The organism is Agromyces terreus, assembly GCF_009749465.1.
GTDB classification, from domain to species: Bacteria; Actinomycetota; Actinomycetes; order Actinomycetales; family Microbacteriaceae; genus Agromyces; species Agromyces terreus.
Window position 1 is genome coordinate 23,058 of record NZ_WBIS01000006.1, and the last position, 22,490, is coordinate 45,547.

Annotated in this window: 21 protein-coding genes; 2 read left to right on the forward strand and 19 right to left on the reverse strand. The window is 71.6% G+C overall.

All coding sequences use genetic code 11. The features are described from left to right. Positions 1-23 precede the first annotated feature (23 nt). The 8 genes from GQQ92_RS12180 to infC form a co-directional block, all read right to left on the reverse strand. On the reverse strand, positions 24-953 hold the full coding sequence (locus GQQ92_RS12180; RefSeq protein WP_156999576.1) for an amino acid ABC transporter permease: 930 nt from the start codon (positions 951-953) through the stop codon (positions 24-26). Next, positions 950-1,600 carry an amino acid ABC transporter permease gene (locus GQQ92_RS12185; RefSeq protein WP_156999577.1) on the reverse strand — a complete coding sequence of 217 codons (651 nt, stop codon included), beginning with the start codon at positions 1,598-1,600 and terminating at the stop codon, positions 950-952. The genes GQQ92_RS12180 and GQQ92_RS12185 overlap by 4 nt, the downstream gene beginning before the upstream one ends. Positions 1,601-1,662: 62 nt before the next feature. After that, entirely contained in the window at positions 1,663-2,523 is an 861-nt protein-coding gene (locus GQQ92_RS12190; protein ID WP_156999578.1) for a glutamate ABC transporter substrate-binding protein, read from the reverse strand. A gap of 50 nt (positions 2,524-2,573) precedes the next feature. Beyond that, a complete protein-coding gene (locus GQQ92_RS12195) occupies positions 2,574-3,362 on the reverse strand; it encodes an amino acid ABC transporter ATP-binding protein (RefSeq protein ID WP_156999579.1) in 789 nt (262 codons plus the stop codon). 82 nt (positions 3,363-3,444) lie between these two features. Then, positions 3,445-4,248, reverse strand: coding sequence for a TrmH family RNA methyltransferase (locus GQQ92_RS12200; protein ID WP_156999580.1), 804 nt, complete (start codon positions 4,246-4,248; stop codon positions 3,445-3,447). A gap of 127 nt (positions 4,249-4,375) precedes the next feature. Further along, entirely contained in the window at positions 4,376-4,762 is a 387-nt protein-coding gene (rplT, locus tag GQQ92_RS12205) for a 50S ribosomal protein L20 (protein ID WP_022890857.1), read from the reverse strand. A 32-nt stretch (positions 4,763-4,794) separates the two neighbouring features. Continuing rightward, a complete protein-coding gene (rpmI, locus tag GQQ92_RS12210) occupies positions 4,795-4,989 on the reverse strand; it encodes a 50S ribosomal protein L35 (RefSeq protein ID WP_092968518.1) in 195 nt (64 codons plus the stop codon). 54 nt (positions 4,990-5,043) lie between these two features. After that, entirely contained in the window at positions 5,044-5,661 is a 618-nt protein-coding gene (infC, locus tag GQQ92_RS12215) for a translation initiation factor IF-3 (RefSeq protein ID WP_156999581.1), read from the reverse strand. A gap of 278 nt (positions 5,662-5,939) precedes the next feature. Between infC and GQQ92_RS12220 the strand changes: the two genes are divergently transcribed. Next, complete coding sequence (locus GQQ92_RS12220) at positions 5,940-6,341, forward strand: DUF1844 domain-containing protein (protein ID WP_372493395.1); 402 nt, start codon at positions 5,940-5,942, stop codon at positions 6,339-6,341. 39 nt (positions 6,342-6,380) lie between these two features. Here GQQ92_RS12220 and GQQ92_RS12225 read toward each other — a convergent pair whose 3' ends face one another. From GQQ92_RS12225 to GQQ92_RS12265, 9 genes are all read right to left on the reverse strand, one after another. Then, positions 6,381-7,160, reverse strand: coding sequence for a DNA-formamidopyrimidine glycosylase family protein (locus GQQ92_RS12225; protein WP_156999583.1), 780 nt, complete (start codon positions 7,158-7,160; stop codon positions 6,381-6,383). Then, on the reverse strand, positions 7,147-11,712 hold the full coding sequence (locus GQQ92_RS12230) for an ATP-dependent helicase (protein WP_156999584.1): 4,566 nt from the start codon (positions 11,710-11,712) through the stop codon (positions 7,147-7,149). The genes GQQ92_RS12225 and GQQ92_RS12230 overlap by 14 nt, the downstream gene beginning before the upstream one ends. Before the next feature lie 62 nt (positions 11,713-11,774). Continuing rightward, a complete protein-coding gene (locus GQQ92_RS12235; RefSeq protein WP_156999585.1) occupies positions 11,775-13,154 on the reverse strand; it encodes a pyridoxal phosphate-dependent decarboxylase family protein in 1,380 nt (459 codons plus the stop codon). A 79-nt stretch (positions 13,155-13,233) separates the two neighbouring features. Next, entirely contained in the window at positions 13,234-14,148 is a 915-nt protein-coding gene (locus GQQ92_RS12240; RefSeq protein ID WP_156999586.1) for an SseB family protein, read from the reverse strand. Continuing rightward, a complete protein-coding gene (gene priA, locus GQQ92_RS12245) occupies positions 14,132-14,881 on the reverse strand; it encodes a bifunctional 1-(5-phosphoribosyl)-5-((5-phosphoribosylamino)methylideneamino)imidazole-4-carboxamide isomerase/phosphoribosylanthranilate isomerase PriA (RefSeq protein WP_156999587.1) in 750 nt (249 codons plus the stop codon). The genes GQQ92_RS12240 and priA overlap by 17 nt, the downstream gene beginning before the upstream one ends. A 107-nt stretch (positions 14,882-14,988) precedes the next feature. Next, positions 14,989-15,627, reverse strand: coding sequence for an imidazole glycerol phosphate synthase subunit HisH (gene hisH, locus GQQ92_RS12250; RefSeq protein WP_156999588.1), 639 nt, complete (start codon positions 15,625-15,627; stop codon positions 14,989-14,991). After that, positions 15,624-16,238 (reverse strand): imidazoleglycerol-phosphate dehydratase HisB, encoded by a 615-nt coding sequence (hisB, locus tag GQQ92_RS12255; RefSeq protein ID WP_156999589.1) that lies wholly within the window; start codon positions 16,236-16,238, stop codon positions 15,624-15,626. Before hisB ends, hisH begins: the two co-directional genes overlap by 4 nt. Then, positions 16,235-17,395, reverse strand: coding sequence for a histidinol-phosphate transaminase (locus GQQ92_RS12260; protein ID WP_156999590.1), 1,161 nt, complete (start codon positions 17,393-17,395; stop codon positions 16,235-16,237). The genes hisB and GQQ92_RS12260 overlap by 4 nt, the downstream gene beginning before the upstream one ends. Positions 17,396-17,456: 61 nt before the next feature. After that, on the reverse strand, positions 17,457-17,864 hold the full coding sequence (locus GQQ92_RS12265) for a LysM peptidoglycan-binding domain-containing protein (RefSeq protein WP_232057671.1): 408 nt from the start codon (positions 17,862-17,864) through the stop codon (positions 17,457-17,459). 253 nt (positions 17,865-18,117) lie between these two features. On the opposite strand from GQQ92_RS12265, the gene lexA reads away from it, so the two are divergent. After that, entirely contained in the window at positions 18,118-18,807 is a 690-nt protein-coding gene (lexA, locus tag GQQ92_RS12270; RefSeq protein ID WP_156999591.1) for a transcriptional repressor LexA, read from the forward strand. A 122-nt stretch (positions 18,808-18,929) separates the two neighbouring features. Here the strand turns inward: lexA and metE are convergent, their stop codons facing one another. Both metE and GQQ92_RS12280 read right to left on the reverse strand, forming a co-directional pair. Next, the gene (gene metE / locus GQQ92_RS12275; protein WP_156999592.1) at positions 18,930-21,275 is read right to left on the reverse strand and encodes a 5-methyltetrahydropteroyltriglutamate--homocysteine S-methyltransferase; all 2,346 of its coding nucleotides are present in this window, start codon (positions 21,273-21,275) and stop codon (positions 18,930-18,932) included. Beyond that, positions 21,272-22,264 carry a methylenetetrahydrofolate reductase gene (locus GQQ92_RS12280; RefSeq protein ID WP_156999593.1) on the reverse strand — a complete coding sequence of 331 codons (993 nt, stop codon included), beginning with the start codon at positions 22,262-22,264 and terminating at the stop codon, positions 21,272-21,274. The genes metE and GQQ92_RS12280 overlap by 4 nt, the downstream gene beginning before the upstream one ends. Between the last annotated feature and the right edge of the window lie 226 nt (positions 22,265-22,490).

Genomic DNA, 22,490 nt, shown 5'->3' on the forward strand with positions numbered 1-22,490 from the left:
CGGCGGGGAGCCCCGTCGAGGAGTCAGGGCCTCCTGCCCTCGGCCTCCCGCGCCGCAGCCGTCGCGTCGGCGACGAGCAGCGCCTGATTCGGGTCCTCGTCGGGCTCGGGTGCGGCCTTCGCCGGGTGGAAGCGGCGGTCGGTGCGCTTGGCCAGCCAACGGGCGAACCACGAGAGGGAGAGGTTCATCGCGAGGTACAGCACGAACGCGATGCACCAGAGGGTGAACAGGTAGCGGTTGCCGTAGTAGCTGCCGAGGTTGTTGAGCGTGACGCGCAGCAGTTCGGGATATCCGACGATGTAGGCGAGCGACGTGTCCTTCAGGAGCACGACGAGTTGGGCGACGATGATCGGCAGCATCTGGCGGAACGCCTGCGGGAACTCCACGAGCATCTTCGACTGGAGCGGCCGCATGCCGACGCTGAGCGCCGCCTCGCGCTGGCCCCGCGGCAGTGCGACGAGGCCGGCGCGCAGCGCCTCGCCGATGAGGGCGCCGTTGTAGATCGCGAGGGCGGAGACCACGGCCCAGTACTGGCCGGTGCCCGCGACGAGGAGGATGAAGAGCATCATCAGCAGCACGGGCATGCCGCGGAAGAACTCGATCAGCACGGCCGTCGGGACGCGGATCCAGGCGATCTCGGAACTGCGCAGGAGCGAGAGCACGATGCCGATCGCGATCGCGAGCACCGCGGCGACGGCTGCCGCGCGCAACGTGCCCCACACACCGACGCCGATGATGAAGCCCCACATCTCGGGGTCGAGCACGATGTCCCAGCGGCTCGGATCGAACATGCCCGGCAACGTGATGCCGCCGGACTCGCGGGGGGTGTTCAGCGTGACGATGACCCAGCCGAGACCGGCGACGACGAGGACGGCCGTGACGACCGAGAGGATCCGGGACAGTCGCCGGGCGCGCGGGCCGGGCGCGTCGAACAGCACGCTGGCGTTGCTCATCGCTGCACCACCCACTTCCGTTCGAGTTGGGTCGCGAGCAGGCCGAGCGGCACGGTCACGACGAGGTAGAAGAAGGCGACGCCGATGAGGATCGCGATCACGGCGTCGCCGTGCGCGTTCGCGAGCGTGCGCCCGACGCCGAAGAGCTCGCTCACGAAGCCGACGCCGCCGACGACCGAGGTGTTCTTCGTGAGGGCGATGAAGACGTTGATGAGCGGCGGGATGGTCATGCGGAACGCCTGCGGCAGCACGATCAGCGAGACGGTCTGCGTGAAGCCGAACCCGAGGCTGCGGGCGGCCTCCGCCTGACCGATCGGGACGCCGTTGATGCCGGAGCGCAGCGCCTCGGCGATGAACGGCGCCGTGTAGACCGCGAGCGCGATCATGCCGGCGATGATGAACGGGAGCCGCGAGCCGAGGATCGGCACGATCACGGCGCAGAAGAGGACGACGAGGGTCAGCGGCGTGTTGCGGACGATCTCGGTGTAGACGGTCGCGATCACGCGGAGCGTGGAGATGGGCGAGATGCGCATCGCCGCGATGACCGTGCCGAGCACCAGCGCGCCCGCCCCGCCGACGGCGAGGAGCAGCAGCGTGACGCTGAAGCCCTGCAGGTAGAGCGGGAGATTCGCGATGACGACGTCCACGCGGTTCCTCTCGGGTGGAAGGGAGGTGGACCCGGGCCCCGAGGGGCCCGGATCCGTTCGGATCAGTAGCGGTCGACCGCGGGCGGGTCGACGAACGGCAGCACCGTGCCGGCCGTCGAGTTCCAGGCCTCCTCGTAGCGTCCGTCCTCGTAGGACTCCTCGAGCACGTCGTTGATGAACATGCGGAATTCGGTGTCGTCGAGCTTCACGCCGATGCCGTACGGCTCCTCGGTGAAGGGCTCGCCGACGACCTTGAACTCGCCCTCGTTCTGCGCGGCGAGGCCGGCGAGGATCACGTTGTCGGTCGAGACCGCGACGACGGCGCCGTTGCGGAGCGGCTCGAGGCAGTTCGAGTACGTGTCGGTCTCGAGCACGTCGGCGCCGAGCTCCTTGAGGTTCGCCGCGGGCGTCGAACCCGTGACGGAGCAGACCGGCTGGCCGACGAGGTCGTCCTCGCTCGTGATGTCGTCGTTGTCGGCGAGCACGAGGATCGACTGACCGGCCATGTAGTACGGACCGGCGAACGAGATGACCTTCTTGCGGTCGTCGTTGATCGTGTACGTCGCGACGACCAGGTCGACCTGGCCGTTCTCGATGAACGGCTCACGGTTGGCCGACACGGTCTCGACCCACTTGATGTCGCCCTCGTCGATGCCGAGCTCGGAGGCGATGATCTTGCCGATCTCGACGTCGAAGCCCTCGGGCTCGCCCGACGGCCCGGCCAGGCCGAACAGCGGCTGGTCGAACTTGGTGCCGATCGTGATCGTGCCGGCCTCCTGGAGCGCGGCCATGGTGGTGCCGGCCTCGAAACTGGCTGCGGGCTCGTCGGATGCGTCGTCGCTGCCGCCGTCGCTGGTGCAGCCGGCGAGTGCGATCATCGTGGCCGCCGCTGCGGCGACCAGCGCGATTCTCCTGCGTGTCATGTTCCTGCCTCTTTCTCTTGTGGTTGCCTGCCCGCTCGTGGCGGACGCGGCTAGTGGTCGAGGATCTTGGAGAGGAAGTCCTTCGCGCGATCGGACTTCGGGTGGTCGAAGAAGTCGGCGGGCGTCGCCTCCTCGACGATCTTGCCGTCGGCCATGAACAGCACCCGGTCGGCCGCCTTGCGCGCGAAGCCCATCTCGTGCGTGACGACGATCATCGTCATGCCGTCCTTCGCCAGGCCGACCATGACGTCGAGCACCTCGTTGATCATCTCGGGATCGAGGGCGCTCGTCGGCTCGTCCATGAGGATGAGCTTCGGATTCATCGCGAGCGATCGGGCGATGGCGACGCGCTGCTGCTGCCCGCCCGAGAGCTGGGCCGGGAGCTTCTTCGCCTGGTTGGCCACGCCCACGCGCTCGAGCAGCGTCATCGCCTCGGCCTCGGCCTGCTTGCGCGGCATCCGCTTGACCTTCATCGGCGCGAGCGTGATGTTCTCGAGCACCGTCTTGTGCGCGAACAGGTTGAAGGACTGGAAGACCATGCCGACGTCGGCACGCAGCTTCGCGAGCGCGGCGCCCTCTTCTGGAAGCCGTTGGCCGTCGATGCTGATGGAGCCCGAATCGATCGTCTCGAGCCGGTTGATCGCCCGGCACAGCGTGGACTTGCCCGACCCGCTCGGCCCGATGACCACGACGACCTCGCCGCGATTGACGACCGTGTTGATGTCGTTCAGCACATGGAGTTCGCCGAAATGCTTCTCGACATGCTCGATGACGACGAGCGGCTCGCCCCGACGCACCGAGATGTTGGACGTCGGCGGTGCAGGCTGGGTGGGCTCCATACCCCCAAAACTAGGGTGTGCGGACCTCGCCGCGCGCGGGACGCGGCCTGTTGGTTACCGTTTCGTAACCCGCGAGGAGCCCTCAGCTGCTGCGTTGGGCGAACGCGCTCTCGTACAGGCAGACGGATGCCGCGGTCGCGAGGTTCATCGACTCCGCGTGCCCATAGATCGGCACCGTGACCACCCGATCGGCGAGTTCGAGCTGCTCGTCGAGCAGACCGCGGGCCTCGTTCCCGAACACCCACGCCGTCGGACGGCCGAGCACGCCGTCGGTGCGCAGCTGCAGGAGATCGTCGCCCTTGACGTCGGCGGCGAGCACCGTGAGCCCGGCGGCGCGTGCGCGCCCGAGCACGTCTTCGAGGTCGGCCCCGACCGCGACGGGGACGTGGAAGATGGAGCCCGTCGAGCTGCGCACGACCTTGGGGTTGTACAGGTCGACCGCACGGCCCGTGAAGACGACCGCGTCGGCGCCCGCGGCATCCGCAGCCCTGACGATGGTGCCCGCGTTGCCGGGGTCGCGCACCTCCTCGAGGATCGCGACGAGCTTCGGCGACGACGCGAACACCTCCTTCACGGCCGTCGGGAACTGCCGGCAGACCGCGACGAAGCCCTGCGGGGTGACCGTGTCGGCCATCGCGTCGAGCACCTCCTCGGTCACGTACTCGAGCTCGACGTCGACGCCCTCGGCGGCCTCGGCGATCTCGGGGTGGCGTTCGAGCGCGGTCGGGGTCGCGAACAGCTCGAGCACGAGCTCGGGGCGGAACCGCAACGCCTCGGACACGGCCTGCGGACCCTCGAGCAGGAACAGGCCGCTCTCGGAGCGCGACGCCTTCTTCGCGAGTTTCGCGACGGATCGCACGCGGGGGGAACGGGGGTTCTCGAGCATGCGGCAAGTCTACGGGCGGGGCGCGGTCCTGCCGCGGACCTCCGCGCCGGCCGGCATCGACTGCCGAGGACGCAGAACGGCCCGGCACCACTGGGGTACCGGGCCGTTCAGGGGATCGAGCAGCTGCTTACGCGGCCGTCTTCGGGGCCGAGGTGTCGGCCGGGAGCGCCTTCTTGGCGGACTCGACGAGCGCCGCGAACGTCGCGGGCTCGTTGACCGCGAGCTCCGCGAGGATGCGGCGGTCGACCTCGATGCCCGCAAGGCCGAGGCCCTGGATCAGGCGGTTGTAGGTGAGGCCGTTCGCACGCGAGGCCGCGTTGATCCGCTGGATCCAGAGACGACGGAAGTCGCCCTTCTTCTTGCGGCGGTCGTTGTACGAGTAGACGAGGGAGTGGGTGACCTGCTCCTTGGCCTTGCGGTACAGACGCGAACGCTGGCCGCGGTAACCCTCGGCGCGCTCGAGGATGACCCGGCGCTTCTTGTGGGCGTTGACCGCCCGCTTCACTCTTGCCATGACTCTGTCTCTTCCTTAACGGGTCTCGCGGCTCAGTGGCCGAGAAGCTTCTTGATGACCTTGGCGTCGGGGGCCGACACGACCTTGTCCTGGTTCAGACGGGCCTTGCGCTTGGAGGCCTTGACCTCGAGGTTGTGGCGCATTCCGGCCTGCTGCTTCTTGATCTTGCCGCTGCCGGTGATCTTGAAGCGCTTCTTGGACCCGGAGTGGGTCTTCTGCTTCGGCATCTCGTGTGTCTCCTTGGTTCTGCCGCCAACTCGTGGCGGACGTGGGGGTCTGGCCTACGCCTCTGCGGCGTCGGCCGTCTGCGCCTCTGGCTCGCCGGCGGATTCCGCCGGCCGCGCCTTCGCCGCAGCACGCTGTGCATTCGCCTCGGCCTTGGCCTCGGACTTGTTCTTGAGAGGGGCGATCACCATGACCATGTTGCGACCGTCGATGGTGGGGTTGTGCTCGACCGTGCCGTACTCGGCGACGTCTTCGGCGAACCGGCGCAGGAGGCGCACGCCCATCTCGGGGCGCGACTGCTCGCGGCCGCGGAACAGGATCATGGCCTTGACCTTGTCGCCGGTCTTCAGGAAGCCGATCGCGCGCTTCATCTTGGTCTCGTAGTCGTGCTTGTCGATCTTGAGACGGAACCGGACCTCTTTGAGGATCGTGTTCGCCTGGTTGCGCCGGGCCTCTTTCGCCTTCTGCGCAGCCTCGTACTTGAACTTGCCGTAGTCCATGATCTTGGCCACCGGCGGCTTGGAGTTCGGAGCGACCTCGACGAGGTCGAGATCGGCTTCCTGCGCGAGCCGCAGGGCCACCTCGATCTTCACGACGCCGACCTGCTCTCCGCCAGGACCCACGAGGCGGACCTCGGGAACGCGGATACGGTCATTGGTACGGGGATCGCTGATGCGGGTACTCCTCTACTCAAGCTTCTTCACTCGATGGGAGACCGGATGCCGCCCATCGTTCCGAGAGCGAAGATCCACGCACGCCGCACGGAATCACACCGTGCAACTCTGCGGCCCCCTGTCTACCTCGCGGCCCTGACGGGCGAAGAGGCGGAGGGCGTTCAACCCGGTAACCTTGATGAAGCGGTATGCGCGGGTGGGAGAATCTCCACTTTCGTTGCCGGAACAAATCCCGGCAGACCGGAGCATTGCTCCGGACCGAACGAGTCTAGCAGAGGATGTCTGTGACCAGCAATTCAGGCGAGGCCACCCCGACCGGAGCGCACGAGGGCGAGCACGACGCCCCGCATCACGCGGTCGACGAGGCCACCCGCGACATCGCCGAGGTGCCGGCGGTCGAGATCATCACCACGGCCTCGGTGCACCTCATGAGCGCCGCCGCGGTCAAGGTCGGCCTCGCCGACGACCCGGCGCAGCAGATCGACCTCGACGAGGCCCGAAAGCTCATCAACGCGCTCGCGGGACTCATCACGGCCGGGGCGCCCGAGATCAGCGACATGCACGCGCGCTCCCTGCGCGACGGGCTCCGCTCGCTGCAGCTCGCCTTCCGCGAGGCATCCGTGATCCCCGACCCGATCGGCCAGGGCCCCGGCGAGAAGTGGACCGGCCCGGTCAACTGAGCGCCGCGGCGGCGCGGTCGCCGAGGCATCCGCCCGGCCTCAGCGCTGGCAGTTCGGGCACCAGAACGTGACCCGTTCCTCGAGTTCCGTACGGCCCAGCTCGCCCCGATCGATGCGGGTTCCGCACCGCCGGCACGGCTCGCCCGCGCGGCCGTAGACCCAGAGCCGCTGCCCACGGCGGTCGACGCCGGTGGTGACCCTGGCGGGGCGGTCGCGGTTCGCGACGATCAGCCGGCGCCCGAGGTCGACCGCGGCGGCGAGGTCGGGCACGTCGTTCACGAGGCGCTGCGGTCGGATGCCGCGGAGGAAGCACAGCTCGTTGACGTACACGTTGCCGAGGCCGGCGAGGTTGCGCTGATCGAGCAGGGCGACCCCGATCGCCACGTCCGGCTCGGCCGCGAGGCGACGCTCGGCGGCCGCGGCATCCCAGTCGGGCCCGAGCAGGTCTGGTCCGAGGTGCCCCACCGCCTCGTCTTCGCCCTGCCTCGGCACGACCTCGACCAAGCCGAGCTCGAACCCGACCGCGACGGAATCGGGCGACTCGAGCACCGCGCGAGCCAGATGGGCCGGGCGGTTCCAGCGCTCCCCCGGGCTGAACACGCGCCAACTCCCCTCCATCTTGAGGTGGGAGTGGATCGTCGTCTCGCCGACCCGGATCAGCAGATGCTTGCCCCTCGAGAGCACCTCGTCGACCGTGCCGCCGGCGAGGTCGACCGTCGCGTAGCGCGGCACCCGGAAGTCGGTGCGCGTCAACTGCCGCCCTTCGAGGGCCCGGCGAAGCCGACCGGCCGTCTGGTAGACGGTGTCACCCTCGGGCATCGAGCCGCAGCCCCTTCGGCGTCTCGCCGAACCCGGCGGCCTTCAACGCCGCGCCGAGCGGCGTCGAGAGCACGAACGCGCCGTTGACGGCCTCGACCGCGAGCCGGCGGACCCGACCGCCGCGCACGAGCCCGGCGACCGCTTCGGCCGCGGTGCCGAGCACCTCCGGATCGTCGGCGTACGCCAGCATCGTCTTGCCGCCGCGCTCGACGTAGAGCACCAGTTCGCCGTCGACCAGCACGACCAGCGCGCCGGCCTTGCGAGCCGCACGGTGCGAGCTCTCCCCGGGCGGCTCGGGCCACGGCAGGGCGGCGCCGTAGGCGTTCGCCGGGTCGGTCGCGGCGAGCGCGAGCACCGAGCGCCCACCCGTCGTGCCGTCGGAGCGATCGGCGCGATCGGAATGGGTGCGCAGCCGGTCGACGGCGCCCGTCGCGGCGAACTGCGCCGCACCGAGCCGCTCGATGAAGTATCCGCGCCGCGAACGCCCGGAGTCCTCGAAGCCGCGGAGGGTGCGATAGGCGAGGGCGAATCCGCCGACCACGCCCTCGGCGACCACCGCCCCGCGGGTGACGACGCCGTAGCGGTCGAGCAGCATCTCGCCGAGCGCATGCGCCCGTCGGGTCGCGTCGTCGTCGGGGACGGGCAGGATCGACCATCGGCCGGCCACCGACGGCGGACCGGATCGCATCACGGCCGACGAGGCGCGCGGCAGCGCTGCCCGGCCGCGGAGCATCCGCGACCTCGGCGCCGAGCGTGGGGCGCGGTGTGCGCTGCGGCCGCCGGCGAGCAGCGCCCGAACGGGAGCGAACGTGTCGTTCGTGACGAGCCCCGCCCACACCAACCCCCAGAGGGCCTCGGCGAGTTCGTCGTCGGCGACCGGCTGGTCGAGTTCACCGAATCGCCCGACGGCATCGGCGAGCTGACGGAAGAAGTACGCGCCGCCCGAGCCGAGCGCGACGAGCACCTCGCGCTGGAGCGGCGTGGTCTCCACCCCCGGCGGCGGGTCGAGCGTGAGGGGCGCGGTGTCGGCCAGGTGCAGCGTGATCCAGCCGTCGTCGCCCGCGAGGGCCGCGGCACCGGACCAGACGACCTCTCCGGTGGCCATCAGCTCGTCGAGCATCGCCGGGCTGTAGTCGGCGACGCGCGCCGGCAGCACCAACGACTCCCATGCCGACGCGGGGATGCGTGCGCCCTCGAGCTGCTCGACCGCCGCGAGCACGCCGTCGATGCCGCGCAGCGGCCTGCCGAGATGCTGCCACTCGGGCAGGAACCTCGCGTAGGCCCGTTGCGGCACCGGCTCGACCTCGTGACGGAGCGCCGCGAGCGAACGACGACGAAGGCGTCGGAGCACGTCGGCGTCGCACCACTCGGTCGCGGTGCCGTTCGGACGGAACTCCCCCTCGACGACGCGGCGTTCGTCGGCGAGCCGACGCAGCGCCGCCTTCGCGACGGCGACGCCGATGCCGTAGCGCTGCGCCGCCTCCTCGGCCGAGAACGGCCCGTGGGTGCGTGCATAGCGCCCGACGAGGTCGCCGAGGGGATCGCCGACCTGCTCGGCGAACGCGACCGCGACGCCCGGCGGCACGGGGACGCCCAGCGCGTCGCGGAGGCGCCCGACGTCTTCGACCGCGGCCAGATGGGCTCGGCCCGCGAACGTGAGCCGGACTGCCCGTCGTGCCGCGACGAGCTCATCGGCCGCCGCGGCGGCGTCGGTGCCCTCGGCGACGCGCGCGACCAGCTCGTCGTCGGTGAGCGGGCCGAGCAACCGCAGGAGATCGGCGACGCCCTCGACGCCGCGGACCCGCCAGTCGTCGGCGAGCCGCTGCAGCTCGCGCTCGGTCGTGTCGATGACGCCCGGATCGAGGAGCTCGCGCAGCTCGACCCGCCCGAGGAGTTCCCCGAGCAGGGTCGCATCGATCGCGAGCGCCGCAGCGCGGCGCTCGGCGAGCGGCGAATCGCCCTCGTACATGAACGCGCCGACGTACCCGAAGAGCAGCGAGCTCGCGAACGGGCTCGGCGACTCGGTCGTCGTCTCGACGAGGCGCACCCGACGTGCCGCGACGTCTCGTGCGAGCTCGACGAGGGACGGCACGTCGTAGACGTCCTGGAGCACCTCGCGGACCGTCTCGAGGATGATCGGGAAGGTCGGGAACGCACTCGCGACCTCGAGGAGCTGGGCCGATCGCTGACGCTGCTGCCACAGCGGCGAGCGGCGCCCCGGCCGATAGTTCGGCAGGAGCAGCGCACGTGCCGCGCACTCGCGGAACCGGCTGGCGAACAAGGCGGATCCGCCGACCTCCTCGGTGACGAGCTGCTCGAGCTCGTCGGCTTCGAAGACGAAGAGCTCCGCTCCGGGCGGGTCGATGCCGGTGTCGGGGACGCGCACGATGATGCCGTCGTCGGCCGCCACCGCAGCGCCGTCGACGCCGAGTCGTTCACGCACCCGCGCCGCGACGGCGAGCGCCCACGGCGCGTGCACCGGCATGCCGAACGGGGAATGCAGGATGACCCGCCAGTCGCCGAGTTCGTCGCGGGTTCGCTCCACGACGAGCGTGCGATCGGAGGGGACATGCCCGGTCGCCTTCGCCTGGTCGGCGAGGAAGGCGATCAGGTTGCTCGCCGCGAACGTGTCGAGCCCGGCGCCGGTGATGCGCGTGCGCGCATCGGACTCGGGCGCCGCCGCGATCTCGCGCATGAAGGCGCCGAGCGCGCGGCCGAGCTCTGCGGGGCGGCCGAGGCCGTCGCCCTTCCAGAACGGGACCCGGCCCGGCTGGCCGAACGCCGGGACGACGTTCACGCGGTCGAAGGTGATCTCCTGGATGCGCCAGCTCGTCGCGCCGAGTGCGAACACGTCGCCGACACGGGACTCGTAGACCATCTCCTCGTCGAGCTCGCCGACTCGCCGCCCGCCTGCCTCGTCGCCGACGAGGAACACGCCGAACATGCCGCGGTCGGGGATCGTGCCGCCGCTCGTGACGGCGAGCCGTTGCGCTCCGGGCCTGCCGACGATCGTGCCGGCCTCACGGTCCCAGACGACGCGCGGCCGGAGCTCGCCGAACCGATCGGACGGGTACCGGCCGGCGAGCAGGTCGAGGGTCGCGTCGAACGCCGAACGCGGGAGGCCGCCGAACGGGGCCGCCCGGCGGACGGCGTCGAACCATTTGTCGACGTCGAGCGGTTCGAGCGCGGCCGCGGCGATGGTCTGCTGCGCCAGGATGTCGAGCGGGTTCGCGGGCACGCGCATGGTCTCGATCGCGCCCGCTAGCATGCGCTCGCTCGTCACCGCCGCATGCACGAGATCGGCCCGCTGCTTCGGGAAGATGACCCCGCGCGAGACCTCGCCGACCTGGTGGCCCGCGCGCCCGAGCCGCTGCAGCCCGCTCGAGACCGACGGCGGCGACTCGACCTGCACGACGAGATCGACGGCGCCCATGTCGATGCCGAGCTCGAGGCTCGACGTGGCCACGACGCACCGCAGCCGGCCGCTCTTGAGGTCGTCTTCGATCTCGGCGCGCTGTTCCTTGCTCACCGAACCGTGGTGCGCGCGCGCGAGCACCGCCGGCGCGCCCGCGGTCTGCCCGGACTGCGCCATCACGGCCGCGGGCGGACCGCCCGCCGCGGCCGCCACGACGAGCGCCTCGCGTTCGGACGCCTCGAGCGAGAGCTCGTTGAGCCGTGCCGTCAGCCGCTCGGCGAGCCGCCGCGAGTTCGCGAACACGATCGACGAGCGGTGCGCGAGCACCTGGTCGAGGATGGCCTCCTCGACGTGCGGCCAGATCGAGCCGGTCGCGTCGTCGCTCGCGGGCAGCTGCGCCATGTCTTCGACGGGCACCACGACGCGCAGGTCGAACCGCTTCTCGCTCGGAGGGGCGACGATCTCGACCGGTGCGCTCGCGCAGAGGAACCGCGCCACCTCTTCGACGGGGCGGACGGTCGCCGAGAGCCCGATGCGCTGCGCCGGTTTCGGCAGGAGCGCGTCGAGCCGCTCGAGCGAGAGGGCGAGATGCGCGCCGCGCTTCGTCGCGGCGACCGCGTGGATCTCGTCGACGATGACCGTCTCGACCGCGCGGAGCGTGTCGCGAGCCTGCGAGGTGAGCATGAGGAAGAGCGACTCGGGCGTCGTGATGAGGATGTCGGGCGGCGTGCGCAGGAGTGCACGGCGATCGGCGGCCGGCGTGTCGCCCGAACGGACGCCGACGCTCACCCTCGGCGGCTCGACGCCGAGGCGCTCGGAGACCCGGGCGATGCCCGTGAGCGGGGCCCGCAGGTTGCGTTCGACGTCGACGCCGAGCGCCTTCAGCGGCGAGAGGTAGAGCACGCGTGTTCCAGCGGGAGGCGGCTCGGACCCGGCGGCCGTCGGAGCCGCGTGGAGCCGGTCGATCGCCGAGAGGAACGCCGAGAGCGTCTTGCCCGAGCCGGTGGGCGCGACGACGAGCGCGTGCGCACCGCGCCCGATCGCCTGCCACGCGGCCGCCTGCACGGCCGTGGGCGCGCGGAAGGACTCCGCGAACCAGGTTCGCGTGGCTTCGGAGAAGGCATCGAGCGCGGCCACGTCTCCATCCTGCCGCCACCGACCGACATCCGGGCCGGATGGCCGGGAATCGGGCCGGCGGATCAGCCGAGCGCGCGGCGCACGGCGTCGAGGGCCGTCTCGACGGCCGCGGCATCTGTCGAGCGATTGCTGACGGAGAATCGCAGCACGTCCCGGCCGTGCCAGCGCGACGGATGCGCGAGCGCGGCGCCGTCGGCGTCGAGGGCACGTGCGATCTCGGCCGCCTCCCGGCCGTGGAAGGCCGCGCACACCTGCGTGAAGCAGACCTCGTTGAGCACCTCCACCCCCGGCATCGCCCGGAGCCCGTCGGCCAGCGCCGCCGCGGCGTCGGCGAGTCCGTCGACGAGCGCGACCACGCCGTCGCGGCCGAGCGCGCGCAGGGCCGCGTAGCTCGGCACGCCCCGTGCACGACGCGAGAGCTCCAGCACGCGGTCGGCCGGGTCGACGCCCGACTCCGCGGCCGGGAGGTACGCGGCGTGCATCGTCATCGCCGCCACGAGATGCGAGGGCTCGGCGACCGCGACGATGCCGGCGTCGTACGGCACGTTGAGGGTCTTGTGCGCGTCGGTGGCCCAGGAATCGGCCCGCTCCACCCCCTCGACCAGGCGGCGCAGACGCGGGCTCGCCGCCGCCCACAGTCCGAACGCCCCGTCGACGTGCACCCAGGCGCTCGCGGCGCGGGCGAGGTCGATGGACGCCTCGAACGGGTCGGACGCCCCGGAGTGGATGTTCCCCGCCTGGAGGCAGACGATCGCGGGGCCGTCGACGTCCGCGAGCGCCGCCTCGAGCGCCTCGGGGACCATGCGCCCCTCGGCATCGGCCGCGACGTCGACGGGACGCCCGAGCCCGAGCACCCGCAGGGCGACGTCGACCGAGGGGTGGTGCTCCTCCCCCGCGAGCACCCGGATGCGCGGCGCCCCCTGGATGCCCTCGACCGCGTCGTCCCAGCCGACCCCTGCGAGCACCGCATGACGCGCCGCCGCGAGCGCGACGAGGTTCGCGGTCGTCGCACCGGTCGTGAAGCCCGCGACCGTGCCGCCCGGAAGCCCGAGCAGCTGGCAGACCCACTCGCCCGCGAGTTCCTCGGCCGCGTTCACGCCGGGCGTCACCTCCCGGAGCGCCGCGTTCTGGTCCCACGCGCTCACGAGCCAGTCCGCCGCGAGCGCGGCCGGCGCGGTGCCGCCGATGACCCAGCCGAAGAACCGGGACGACTGCATCGTCATGAGCCCCGGCTCGATCGCCGCCGCGAGCGCTGCGACGACCTCGTCGGCATCGGCGCCGGTCCCGGGCAGTTCGCGCCCGAGGGCGTCCTTGACCGCCTCGATGTCGGACTCGGGCACGATCGCACGCGCCGCCACGCCGTCGAGCCAGGCGCGGGAGAGCGTCGCCGCGGTCTCGAGCGGCGCGCGGTACTCGTCGTCCGATCCGGATGCCCCGCCCATGCGTTCCTCCGGGCGAGAGTCTGCACCCGTGCCGGCGAGGCGGCAACCCCACCAGACGGCCGGGCGCCTCGCGAACGCCTCAGCCCGACGCGGGCGCGGCGCGCAGGCGGACCTTCAACGAGTCGACGCCCGTCGCGATCGCGTCGTCGGCGGCCCAGCGGCGAGCCAGACGCGCGAGCACGATGTCGAGCTCGGATCGGTCGAGCCCCGCGACGAGCGAGAGCTCCACGATCAGCTCGGGCCCCGCGAGCCGCGCTTCGGGATCGCCGGCCTCGAGTTCGAAGCCGAGCACGGCGAGCTCGGTCGACACGGAACGGGCGAAGGCCATGCGCACCTCGGCCGATTCGAACGGCGGATGCCACTGATGCGACTGCGCGACGGCCCAGACGGCCGGCCGGCGAAGCACGAACTCCGTCGGCGAGCCCGGGTCGAGCACGACGAGATCGGTGCCGTCGTCGGCGGCGGCCAGCGCGACGCGGATGCCGTCGGCGGGCACCGGCCGGGCCACGGGGTTCCACGACGACATCGCGTCGACGGAGGCGAACACCGGAAGCACCCGGCGCCCGTCGGGGCCCTCGACGGTCACGATCGAGAGCTCCTGGCTCTTCTCGATCGGGAGCCCGTGCTCGCCGATCTCGGTGCCGCCGGACCCCGCTGAGCCGGAAGGGTCGCCGAGCTCGGCGAGCAAGGGGATCAGCAGGCGGGAGCCGCCGAATTCGGCGACGACCTCGGCCTGACCGCCGCTGCCGTCCCGGAACGCCGCGAGCGCGGCCGCGAGCGGTGCGGGCGCCCGGCCGTCGTCGGCCGAATGCGGGTTCGGCGCGAAGGATCGCCCGGCCCAGGGCACGCCCGCGGAATCGGTGCGGCCGCCGGCCTCGTCGTGCTGCCCGGGCCCGGAACCGGTCGCCGCGTCGGACCCCTGCCCGCCCGCGGCATCCGCTGGACCGGGACGGCCGTGCCCGACGCCGTCGCCGGGGTCAGTGCGACGCGACATCCAGCGCCTCGGGCAGCGTGAACGCGCCCGCGTAGAGCGCCTTGCCCACGATCGCGCCCTCGAGGCCGAGCGGCACGAGCTCGCGGAGCGCCGCGATGTCGTCGAGGTTCGAGATGCCGCCGGATGCCACCACGGGGCGGTGGGTGCGGTCCATGACCTGGCGCAGCAGTTCGAGGTTCGGGCCCTGGAGCGTGCCGTCCTTCGTGACGTCGGTGACGACGTAGCGCGCGGCGCCGGCCTCTTCGAGACGGTCCATGACCTGCCACAGGTCGCCGCCGTCCTTCGTCCAGCCGCGAGCCGCGAGCGTCGTGCCGCGCACGTCGAGCCCGACCGCGATGGCCTCCCCGTACTGGGCGATGACGGATGCCGCCCACTCGGGGTTCTCGAGCGCTGCCGTGCCGAGGTTGATGCGCTTCGCCCCGATCGCGAGCGCGTGCTCGAGCGACTCGTCGTCGCGGATGCCGCCGGACAGCTCGATGTTCACCCGGCCGCGGACCTGTCGGATCGCCTTCTTCAGGATCCCGCCGTTCGACCCGCGCCCGAAGGCCGCGTCGAGGTCGACGAGGTGGATCCACTCGGCGCCCTGATCGGCCCAGTCGACCGCCGCGTCGATCGGGTCGCCGTAATTGGTCTCGGTACCGGCTTCGCCCTTGGTCAGGCGAACGGCCTTGCCGCCCGCCACGTCGACCGCGGGGAGCAGCACGAGGCGGGGGGTCTTGTTGAACTCACTCATCACTGTCCTCGGGAATTCGGATGCCGCAGAACCGCGGCATCGGCACAGTCACAGCATCCTAGTCCGAGGCGGCCGTCGTTCCCGGACCGTGTGACGCGACGGGTCGGTCACCCGAGCGAGCGGATCCAGTTCGACAGCAGCCGGATGCCGGCCTCCGCGGACTTCTCGGGGTGGAACTGGGTGGCCGAGAGCGGCCCGTTCTCGACCGCGGCGAGGAAGGGGGCTCCGTGCTCGGCCCACGTGAGCCGGGGCCGCGGGAACGGCGGCGAGACGTCGAGCGTCCACGACTGGGCGGCGAACGAGTGCACGAAGTAGAACCGCTCGTCGGCGATGCCCTCGAAGAGCACCGAGCCCTCGTCGGGGCGCACCGTGTTCCAGCCCATGTGCGGGAGGACCGGGGCCGGCAGCTCGGAGACGACTCCCGGCCATTCGCCGAGCCCCTCGGTGTCGTTGCCGCGTTCGACGCCGTGCTCGAAGAGCACCTGCATGCCCACGCAGATGCCGAGCACGTGGCGACCGCCCGCCAGCCGGCGGTCGATGATCTCGTCGCCGCGGACCGCCCTCAACCGGTCGGCGACGGCCTGGAAGGCGCCGACGCCGGGCACGAGCAGCCCATCGGCCTCGAGCGCGGCACCGCGGTCGGCGGTGACCTCGACCTCGGCGCCAGCGCGCTCGAGCGCCTTCGCCGCCGAGTGCACGTTGCCCGAGCCGTAGTCGAGCACGACGACGCGTGGGCGACGCGTCACAGCGCGCCCTTGGTGGACGGGATGCCCGACACCAGCGGGTCGAATGCCTTCGCCTGACGGAACGCGCGCGCGAACGCCTTGAACTCGGCCTCGGCGATGTGGTGCGCGTCGCGCCCGCCGAGGACGTTCACGTGCACGGTGAGCCCGGCGTTGTACGTGATCGCCTCGAAGACGTGCCGCACCATCGACCCCGTGAAGTGGCCGCCGATCAGGTGGTACTCGAAGCCCGCAGGCTCACCGGCGTGCACCAGGTAGGGGCGCCCCGAGATGTCGACCACCGCCTGCACGAGCGCCTCGTCGAGCGGAACGAGCGCGTCGCCGTAGCGGGAGATGCCGCGCTTGTCGCCGAGGGCCTGGCGAATCGCCTGACCGAGCACGATGCCGACGTCTTCGACCGTGTGGTGCACGTCGATGTGGGTGTCGCCCGTGGCGCGAACCGTGAGGTCGGTCAACGAGTGCTTGGCGAACGCCGTGAGCAGGTGGTCGTAGAACGGCACCGAGGTCTCGATGTCGCTCGAGCCGGTTCCGTCGAGGTCGATCGAGAGGTCGATGCTGGACTCGCTCGTCTCGCGCTGCACTCGCGCCGTGCGCGGTGCGGTCGAAGTCGTCATGCGTCCATCCTATTCGCGGGTCGATCGGTCGCATCGGGCACCGACGCGGCGCCCGATGCGATCTTCGACGCGTCGTCTCCTCGGGGCGCGAACTCGGCGATCGCCTCGAGGAACGCCGTCGTCTCGGCCTCGGTGCCGGCCGTCACGCGAAGGCATCCGGGCAGCCCGATGTCGCGGATCAGGATGCCGCGGGCGAGCAGCGCCTCGAACACCCGGTGGGGCTCGTCGACGCCGCCGAAGAGCACGAAGTTCGCACCGCTGCGGTACGGGTGGAACCCGAGTCGCGAGAGCTCGTCGGAGATGCGCTCCCGCTGCCCGCGGATGTCGTCGACCATCGCGAGCATCTCGGCGCTGTGGTCGAGCGCCGCGAGCGCCGCCGCCTGCGTGAGCGCCGACAGGTGGTAGGGCAGGCGGACGAGCCGGAGCGCGTCGACGACCGCGGGGTCCGCGGCGAGGTAGCCGACCCGGGCGCCGGCGAACGCGAACGCCTTGCTCATCGTGCGCGACACGATGAGCCGGGGCCGGCCTTCGAGCAGCTCGAGCGCGCTCGGCGTGCCGGGATCGGCGAACTCGTGGTACGCCTCGTCGACCACGACGATGCCGCGGGCGGCGTCGACGACGGCCGCGATCGTCTCGTGCGAGAGCGGGGTGCCGGTGGGGTTGTTCGGCGAGCAGAGCAGCACGAGGTCGGGATCGTGCTCGCGGATCGCGGCGACGGCCGTCTCGGGGCCGAGCTCGAACTCCGCGTCGCGGGGCGCCTCGACCCAGGCGGTGCCGGTGCCGGAGGAGAGCAGCCCGTACATCGAGTAGGTGGGCCCGAAGCCGAGCGCGGTGCGCCCTGGGCCGCCGAACGCCTGCAACACGTGCTGGAGCACCTCGTTGGAGCCGTTGGCCGCCCAGATCTGGGCCGCCCGGAGGTCGTGACCGAGATAGCCGGCGAACGCCGCGCGCAGTTCGGAGAACTCGCGATCGGGGTAGCGGTTCAGCTGGAGGATCGCGGCCGCGACGCGTGCGACGATGTCGTGCGCCACCGCCTCGGGAATCGGATGCGTGTTCTCGTTGACGTTGAGCGCGACGGGAACGGCCTTCTGCGGCGCTCCGTACGGGCTTCTGCCGCGAAGATCATCGCGGATGGGCAGGTCGTCGAGAGTGGTCACCCGATCAATGCTAGCGAGCCGCGGCGCGGCGACTCGGCGCCCACGACACCGGACGACACCTCTACGGCACGGCCGGGAGCGCGAGCCGTTGACCCGGCTGGACGGTCGAGTCTCGGAGCCCGTTGAGCCGCATGATCTCGGAGATGACCTCGCGCGGGTCGCTCGCGGGCGCGATCGACTCGGCGATGGCCCACAACGACTCGCCGTCGGCGACGGTGAGGTAGGAGAGCCCGACGTTCGAGGGCGAATCCATCTCGGCCGCGGCTCCCCCGCTGCCGAGCACGAGGGAGAGGGCGAACACCGTGATGGGAACGGCGGCGAGCGCCGTCAGCACGACGCGCCCGCGCCTGGTGAGGCGGAGCCGGCTGTGCACGGCCCCTCGCAGCGCCTGCGCGTCGAAGCCGGCGGGCACGGAGTCGGTCGCGGGCGAACCGCCGACCATCACGGGACTGACCATCACTGCGCTCATCTCGCACCTCCTGTAGCGAGTCGCATCCGGCCCTCGGCCGGGAGGGCCGGATGCGAAACTCTGTTCCGAATATATCTTCGAATGTCGAAGACCGCAAGAGGATCGACCGAGAAGAAATCGCGGCCGGATCTCGCGACACACTCGAACGGATGTTTGCCGCGCCACTGCGGTGCGGATACAGTTTCGAATGTCCGACGACAGTCGATCAGACACCACCGACATTCGTTCGGCGGATCTACCCCGAGGAGCGACGATGAGCACCGAACTCGACGACCTGCGCGAGTCCGGTCGCAGCCGACGCCGCAAGAGCCTCAGCGCCAAGCAGATCTCGATCCTCGAGGCGATCCAGCGTTCGGTCTCCGATCGCGGGTACCCGCCGAGCATGCGCGAGATCGGCGACGCCGTTGGGCTCTCGTCGCTGTCGAGCGTGACCCACCAGCTCAATCAGCTCGAGCTCGCGGGCTACCTGCGACGCGACCCCAATCGGCCCCGTGCACTCGAGGTGCTCATCGAGCTCCCCGGCGTCGAGCCGCGCCTCCCGTCCGCGGGCGATCCCGCCCCTGTCGGCGACGCCGCCATGGTGCCGCTCGTCGGGCGCATCGCCGCCGGCGTGCCCATCACGGCCGAGCAGCAGGTCGACGAGGTCTTCCCGCTCCCCCGGCAGCTCGTCGGCAAGGGCGAGCTGTTCATGCTGAAGGTCGTCGGCGACTCCATGATCGACGCCGCCATCTGCGACGGCGACTGGGTGGTCGTGCGCTCGCAGCGCACCGCCGAGAACGGCGAGATCGTCGCGGCGATGCTCGACGGCGAGGCGACCGTCAAGGTCTTCCGTCAGCGCGACGGCCACACCTGGCTGCTCCCCCGCAACAGCGCGTTCGAGCCGATCCTGGGCGACGCCGCCGAGGTGCTCGGCAAGATCGTGGCGGTGCTCAGGTCGGTCTGAGCCCCACACCGCAGCGCCTGCGCCAGCGCCAGCGCCAGCGCCAGCGCCAGAGGCACGATCCCTCCGAATGCGGAACGGCGGGCGACGCACGATGCGTCGCCCGCCGTCCGGCGTGAGATCTCCTAGGCCGAGACCGGTTCCCGGACGGCCGAAGCTCGAACCTCGTTCGTCGCGGCGACGAGGTTCTCGAGCGAGGACACCGTCTCCTCGTAGCCGCGGGTCTTCAGGCCGCAGTCGGGATTGACCCAGAGACGCGTCGCGGGGATGCCGCCGACGGCGCGCTCGAGCAGCGCGGTGACCTCGTCGACGCTCGGCACCCTGGGCGAGTGGATGTCGTACACGCCGGGGCCGATGCCGTGGTCGAACCCGCTCGCGGCGAGGTCGTCGACCACCTCCATGCGGCTCCGGGCCGCCTCGATGGAGGTGACATCCGCGTCGAGATCGCGGATCGCGTCGATGACGACCCCGAACTCGGAGTAGCAGAGGTGCGTGTGGATCTGCGTCGCCGGGTGCGCGCCGGCCGTCGCGAGACGGAACGAGCCCACGGACCAGTCGAGGTAGGCCGCCTGGTCGGCCAGCTTCAACGGCAGGAGCTCGCGCAGCGCGGGCTCGTCGACCTGGATGATGCGGATGCCCGCCGACTCGAGGTCGCCGATCTCGTCGCGCAGCGCGAGGGCCACCTGGCGTGCGGTGTCGGCGAGCGGCTGGTCGTCGCGCACGAACGACCAGGCGAGGATCGTCACGGGGCCGGTGAGCATGCCCTTGACGGACTTCTCGGTCAGCGACTGCGCGTAGGCCGCCCACTCGACCGTCATGGGTTCGGGGCGCGAGACGTCGCCCCAGAGGATCGAGGGGCGCGTGCACCGCGACCCGTACGACTGGACCCAGCCGTTCACGGTCACGGCGAAGCCGTCGAGGAGCTCGGCGAAGTACTGCACCATGTCGTTGCGTTCGGGTTCGCCGTGCACGAGCACGTCGAGGCCGATGCGCTCCTGCAGCCGGATGACCCGCTCGATCTCCTCGCGCATCTGCGCGCGGTACCCCTCGGCCGAGACGGCGCCGCTCAGGAGGCCAGCCCGTGCGCGGCGGATCTCAGCGGTCTGGGGGAACGAGCCGATGGTCGTCGTCGGAAGCTCCGGGAGGTCGAGGGAGGCCTGCGCCGCGACCCGCTCCTCGTACGCGGTGCGCGAGAAGTCGGCGTCCTCGAGCGCCGCGAGACGGTCGCGAACACGCGGAATGCGCACGCCGGGCGCCTGCACGCGGTCACGGAGCGCCGCGGATGCCGCGTCGAGGTCGGCCTCGACGGCCGCGCGCCCCTCGGCGAGGCCGCGCGCGAGCACCGTGACCTGCGCCACCTTCTGGTCGGCGAACGCGAGCCAGCTCGCGAGCCGGGGGTCGAGCTGCGGCTCGTCGGCCACGTCGTGCGGCACGTGCAGCAGCGAGGTCGAGGTCGACACCGCGACCGAACCTGCGAGCGAGCGCACCGCCTCGACGCGCGCGAACGCGTCGGCCAGGTCGCCGCGCCAGATGTTGTGGCCGTCGACGACGCCCGCGACGAGCGTCTTCGCGGCGAGCGACTCGGCGGTGGCGGGATCGAACGCGTCGGGCAGCGATCCTCGCACGAGGTCGAGCCCGATGGCCTCGACCGGTGTCGCGGCGAGGGCGGGCAGCGCCTCGTCGAGCGAGCCGTAGGGCGCGGCGACGAAGATCGAGGGCCGGGCGTCGAGCGCGCCGAGCGCCCCGTAGACGCCGCCCACGGCAGCGACGAGGCGCGCGCGCGGCTCGTCGAGGCTCTCGCTGACGAGCGCGGGCTCGTCGAGCTGCACCCATTCGGCCCCGGCCTCGGCGAGCTGCTCGAACAGCCCGGCGTAGACGGGCACGAGGTCGTCGAGCCGATCGAGCGGGCGGAAGCCCTCGGGAGCGCCGTCGGCCGGCTTCGCGAGCGCGAGGAAGGTGATCGGGCCGACGATCACGGGGCGCGTGAGGTACCCGGCTTCGCGTGCCTCGAGGAAGCCCGCGACGATGCGCTCGGCGTGCAGCGAGAACGCGGTCGTCGGCGAGATCTCGGGAACGAGGTAGTGGTAGTTCGAGTCGAACCACTTCGTCATCTCGAGCGGTGCGTGCTCGCCTTCGCCCCGCGCGACGGTGAAGAGGCCCGCGAGGTCGACGCGGCCGTCGGCGTCGACGAGATGCGCGAACCTCGGCGGAACGGCGCCGACCGCGATCGCGGCGTCGAGCACCTGGTCGTAGAACGAGAACGACTCGGGGATCGAGGAGTCCTCGCGGCCGAGCCCGAGACCCGCGAGGCGTTCGCGCGTCGCGGCCCGCAGGTCCGCGGCGACGGATTCGAGCTCGCCGGCATCGATGCGGCCGGCCCAGAACGCCTCGACGGCGCGCTTGAGCTCTCGGCGTCGCCCGATCCGCGGGTACCCGATGATCGTTCCGGTGGGGAAGGTGCGTGCGGTCATCGTCTCGTGACGTTCCTCTCGTTGGCGGTCTGGGTCTTCGGCATCAGCCCGAGCCGGTCGACGACGTCGAGCACGGCCTCGTGGCGGTTGTACGTGTAGAGGTGCAGGCCCGGCGCCCCGCCCGCGAGCACCTCGGCCGCGAGGTCCGTCGCGAACGAGATGCCGATGTCGGTCTGACCGGCGGCATCCGGTTCGATCTCGAGCGCGATCGAGTACTCCGCGGGCGGTTCGACGCCGGTGAGCTCGGTGAGCTTCGCCAGCCGGGCGGGCGTCGTGGTCGGCATGATGCCCGGAAGGATGGGGATGCTCACCCCGGCCGCGCGAGCGCGCTCGACGAAGGACAGGTAGTCGTCGGCCTCCCAGAACAGCTGGGTGATCGCGAGGTTCGCTCCCGAGACCTCCTTCGCGAGCAGCACGTCGACGTCGCGGGCGGCGTCCTTGGAACGAGGGTGGCCGGTCGGGAAGGCCGCGACGGCGACCCGCGTGCGGTCGGCACGCTTCCGGATGCGGCGCGCACCCGGGTTGCCCGGGACCGCCACCTGCGCGAACGGCTCGCGTTCCTGCTGCACCCGGTGGATGAGCTGGACGAGCTCCGCCGCGGTCGCCAGGTCGCCGAGCGGCGCATCCTCACCGGCGCCGGCGGGCGGGTCGCCGCGGAGCGCGAGGAAGCTGCGGATGCCGGCGTCGAGGAAACGGCGCACGAGCTCGTTCGCCTCGGCGTGGGAGGAGCCGACGCAGGTGAGGTGGGCCATCGGCTCGATGTCGGTGTTCTCGAGGATGTAGCGGAGCACGGTCAGCGAGCGGTCGCGCGAGGACCCGCCGGCGCCGAAGGTCACCGAGATGAACGCCGGATCGACCTGCGCGAGGCGGTCGATGGTGCGGCCGAGCGCGATCGCGGCGGCGTCGGTTCGCGGCGGGTAGAGCTCGAACGACACCGGCGTCTGCGGTGCACCGCTCGATGCGGTCGTCTCGTCTCGGTGCTGCGCCATGCTCTGCTCCCCGGTGGACACCGTGGGGCGGGGCGGGCACACAGGCCGCGCACCCCGGCCGTCACGGCTGGTGGTCTCGCGGGCGGGTGCCGGGCTCGGCTGTCGCTCCAGGTGTTCGGCATCGGGCCGCACACGTTTCGATCAAGATCAGACCATACGCGGATGTCGCGGACCACCGCACGGGATGTGACGCACTTTGACGCCGGACGACGTGATGCGTCGGACG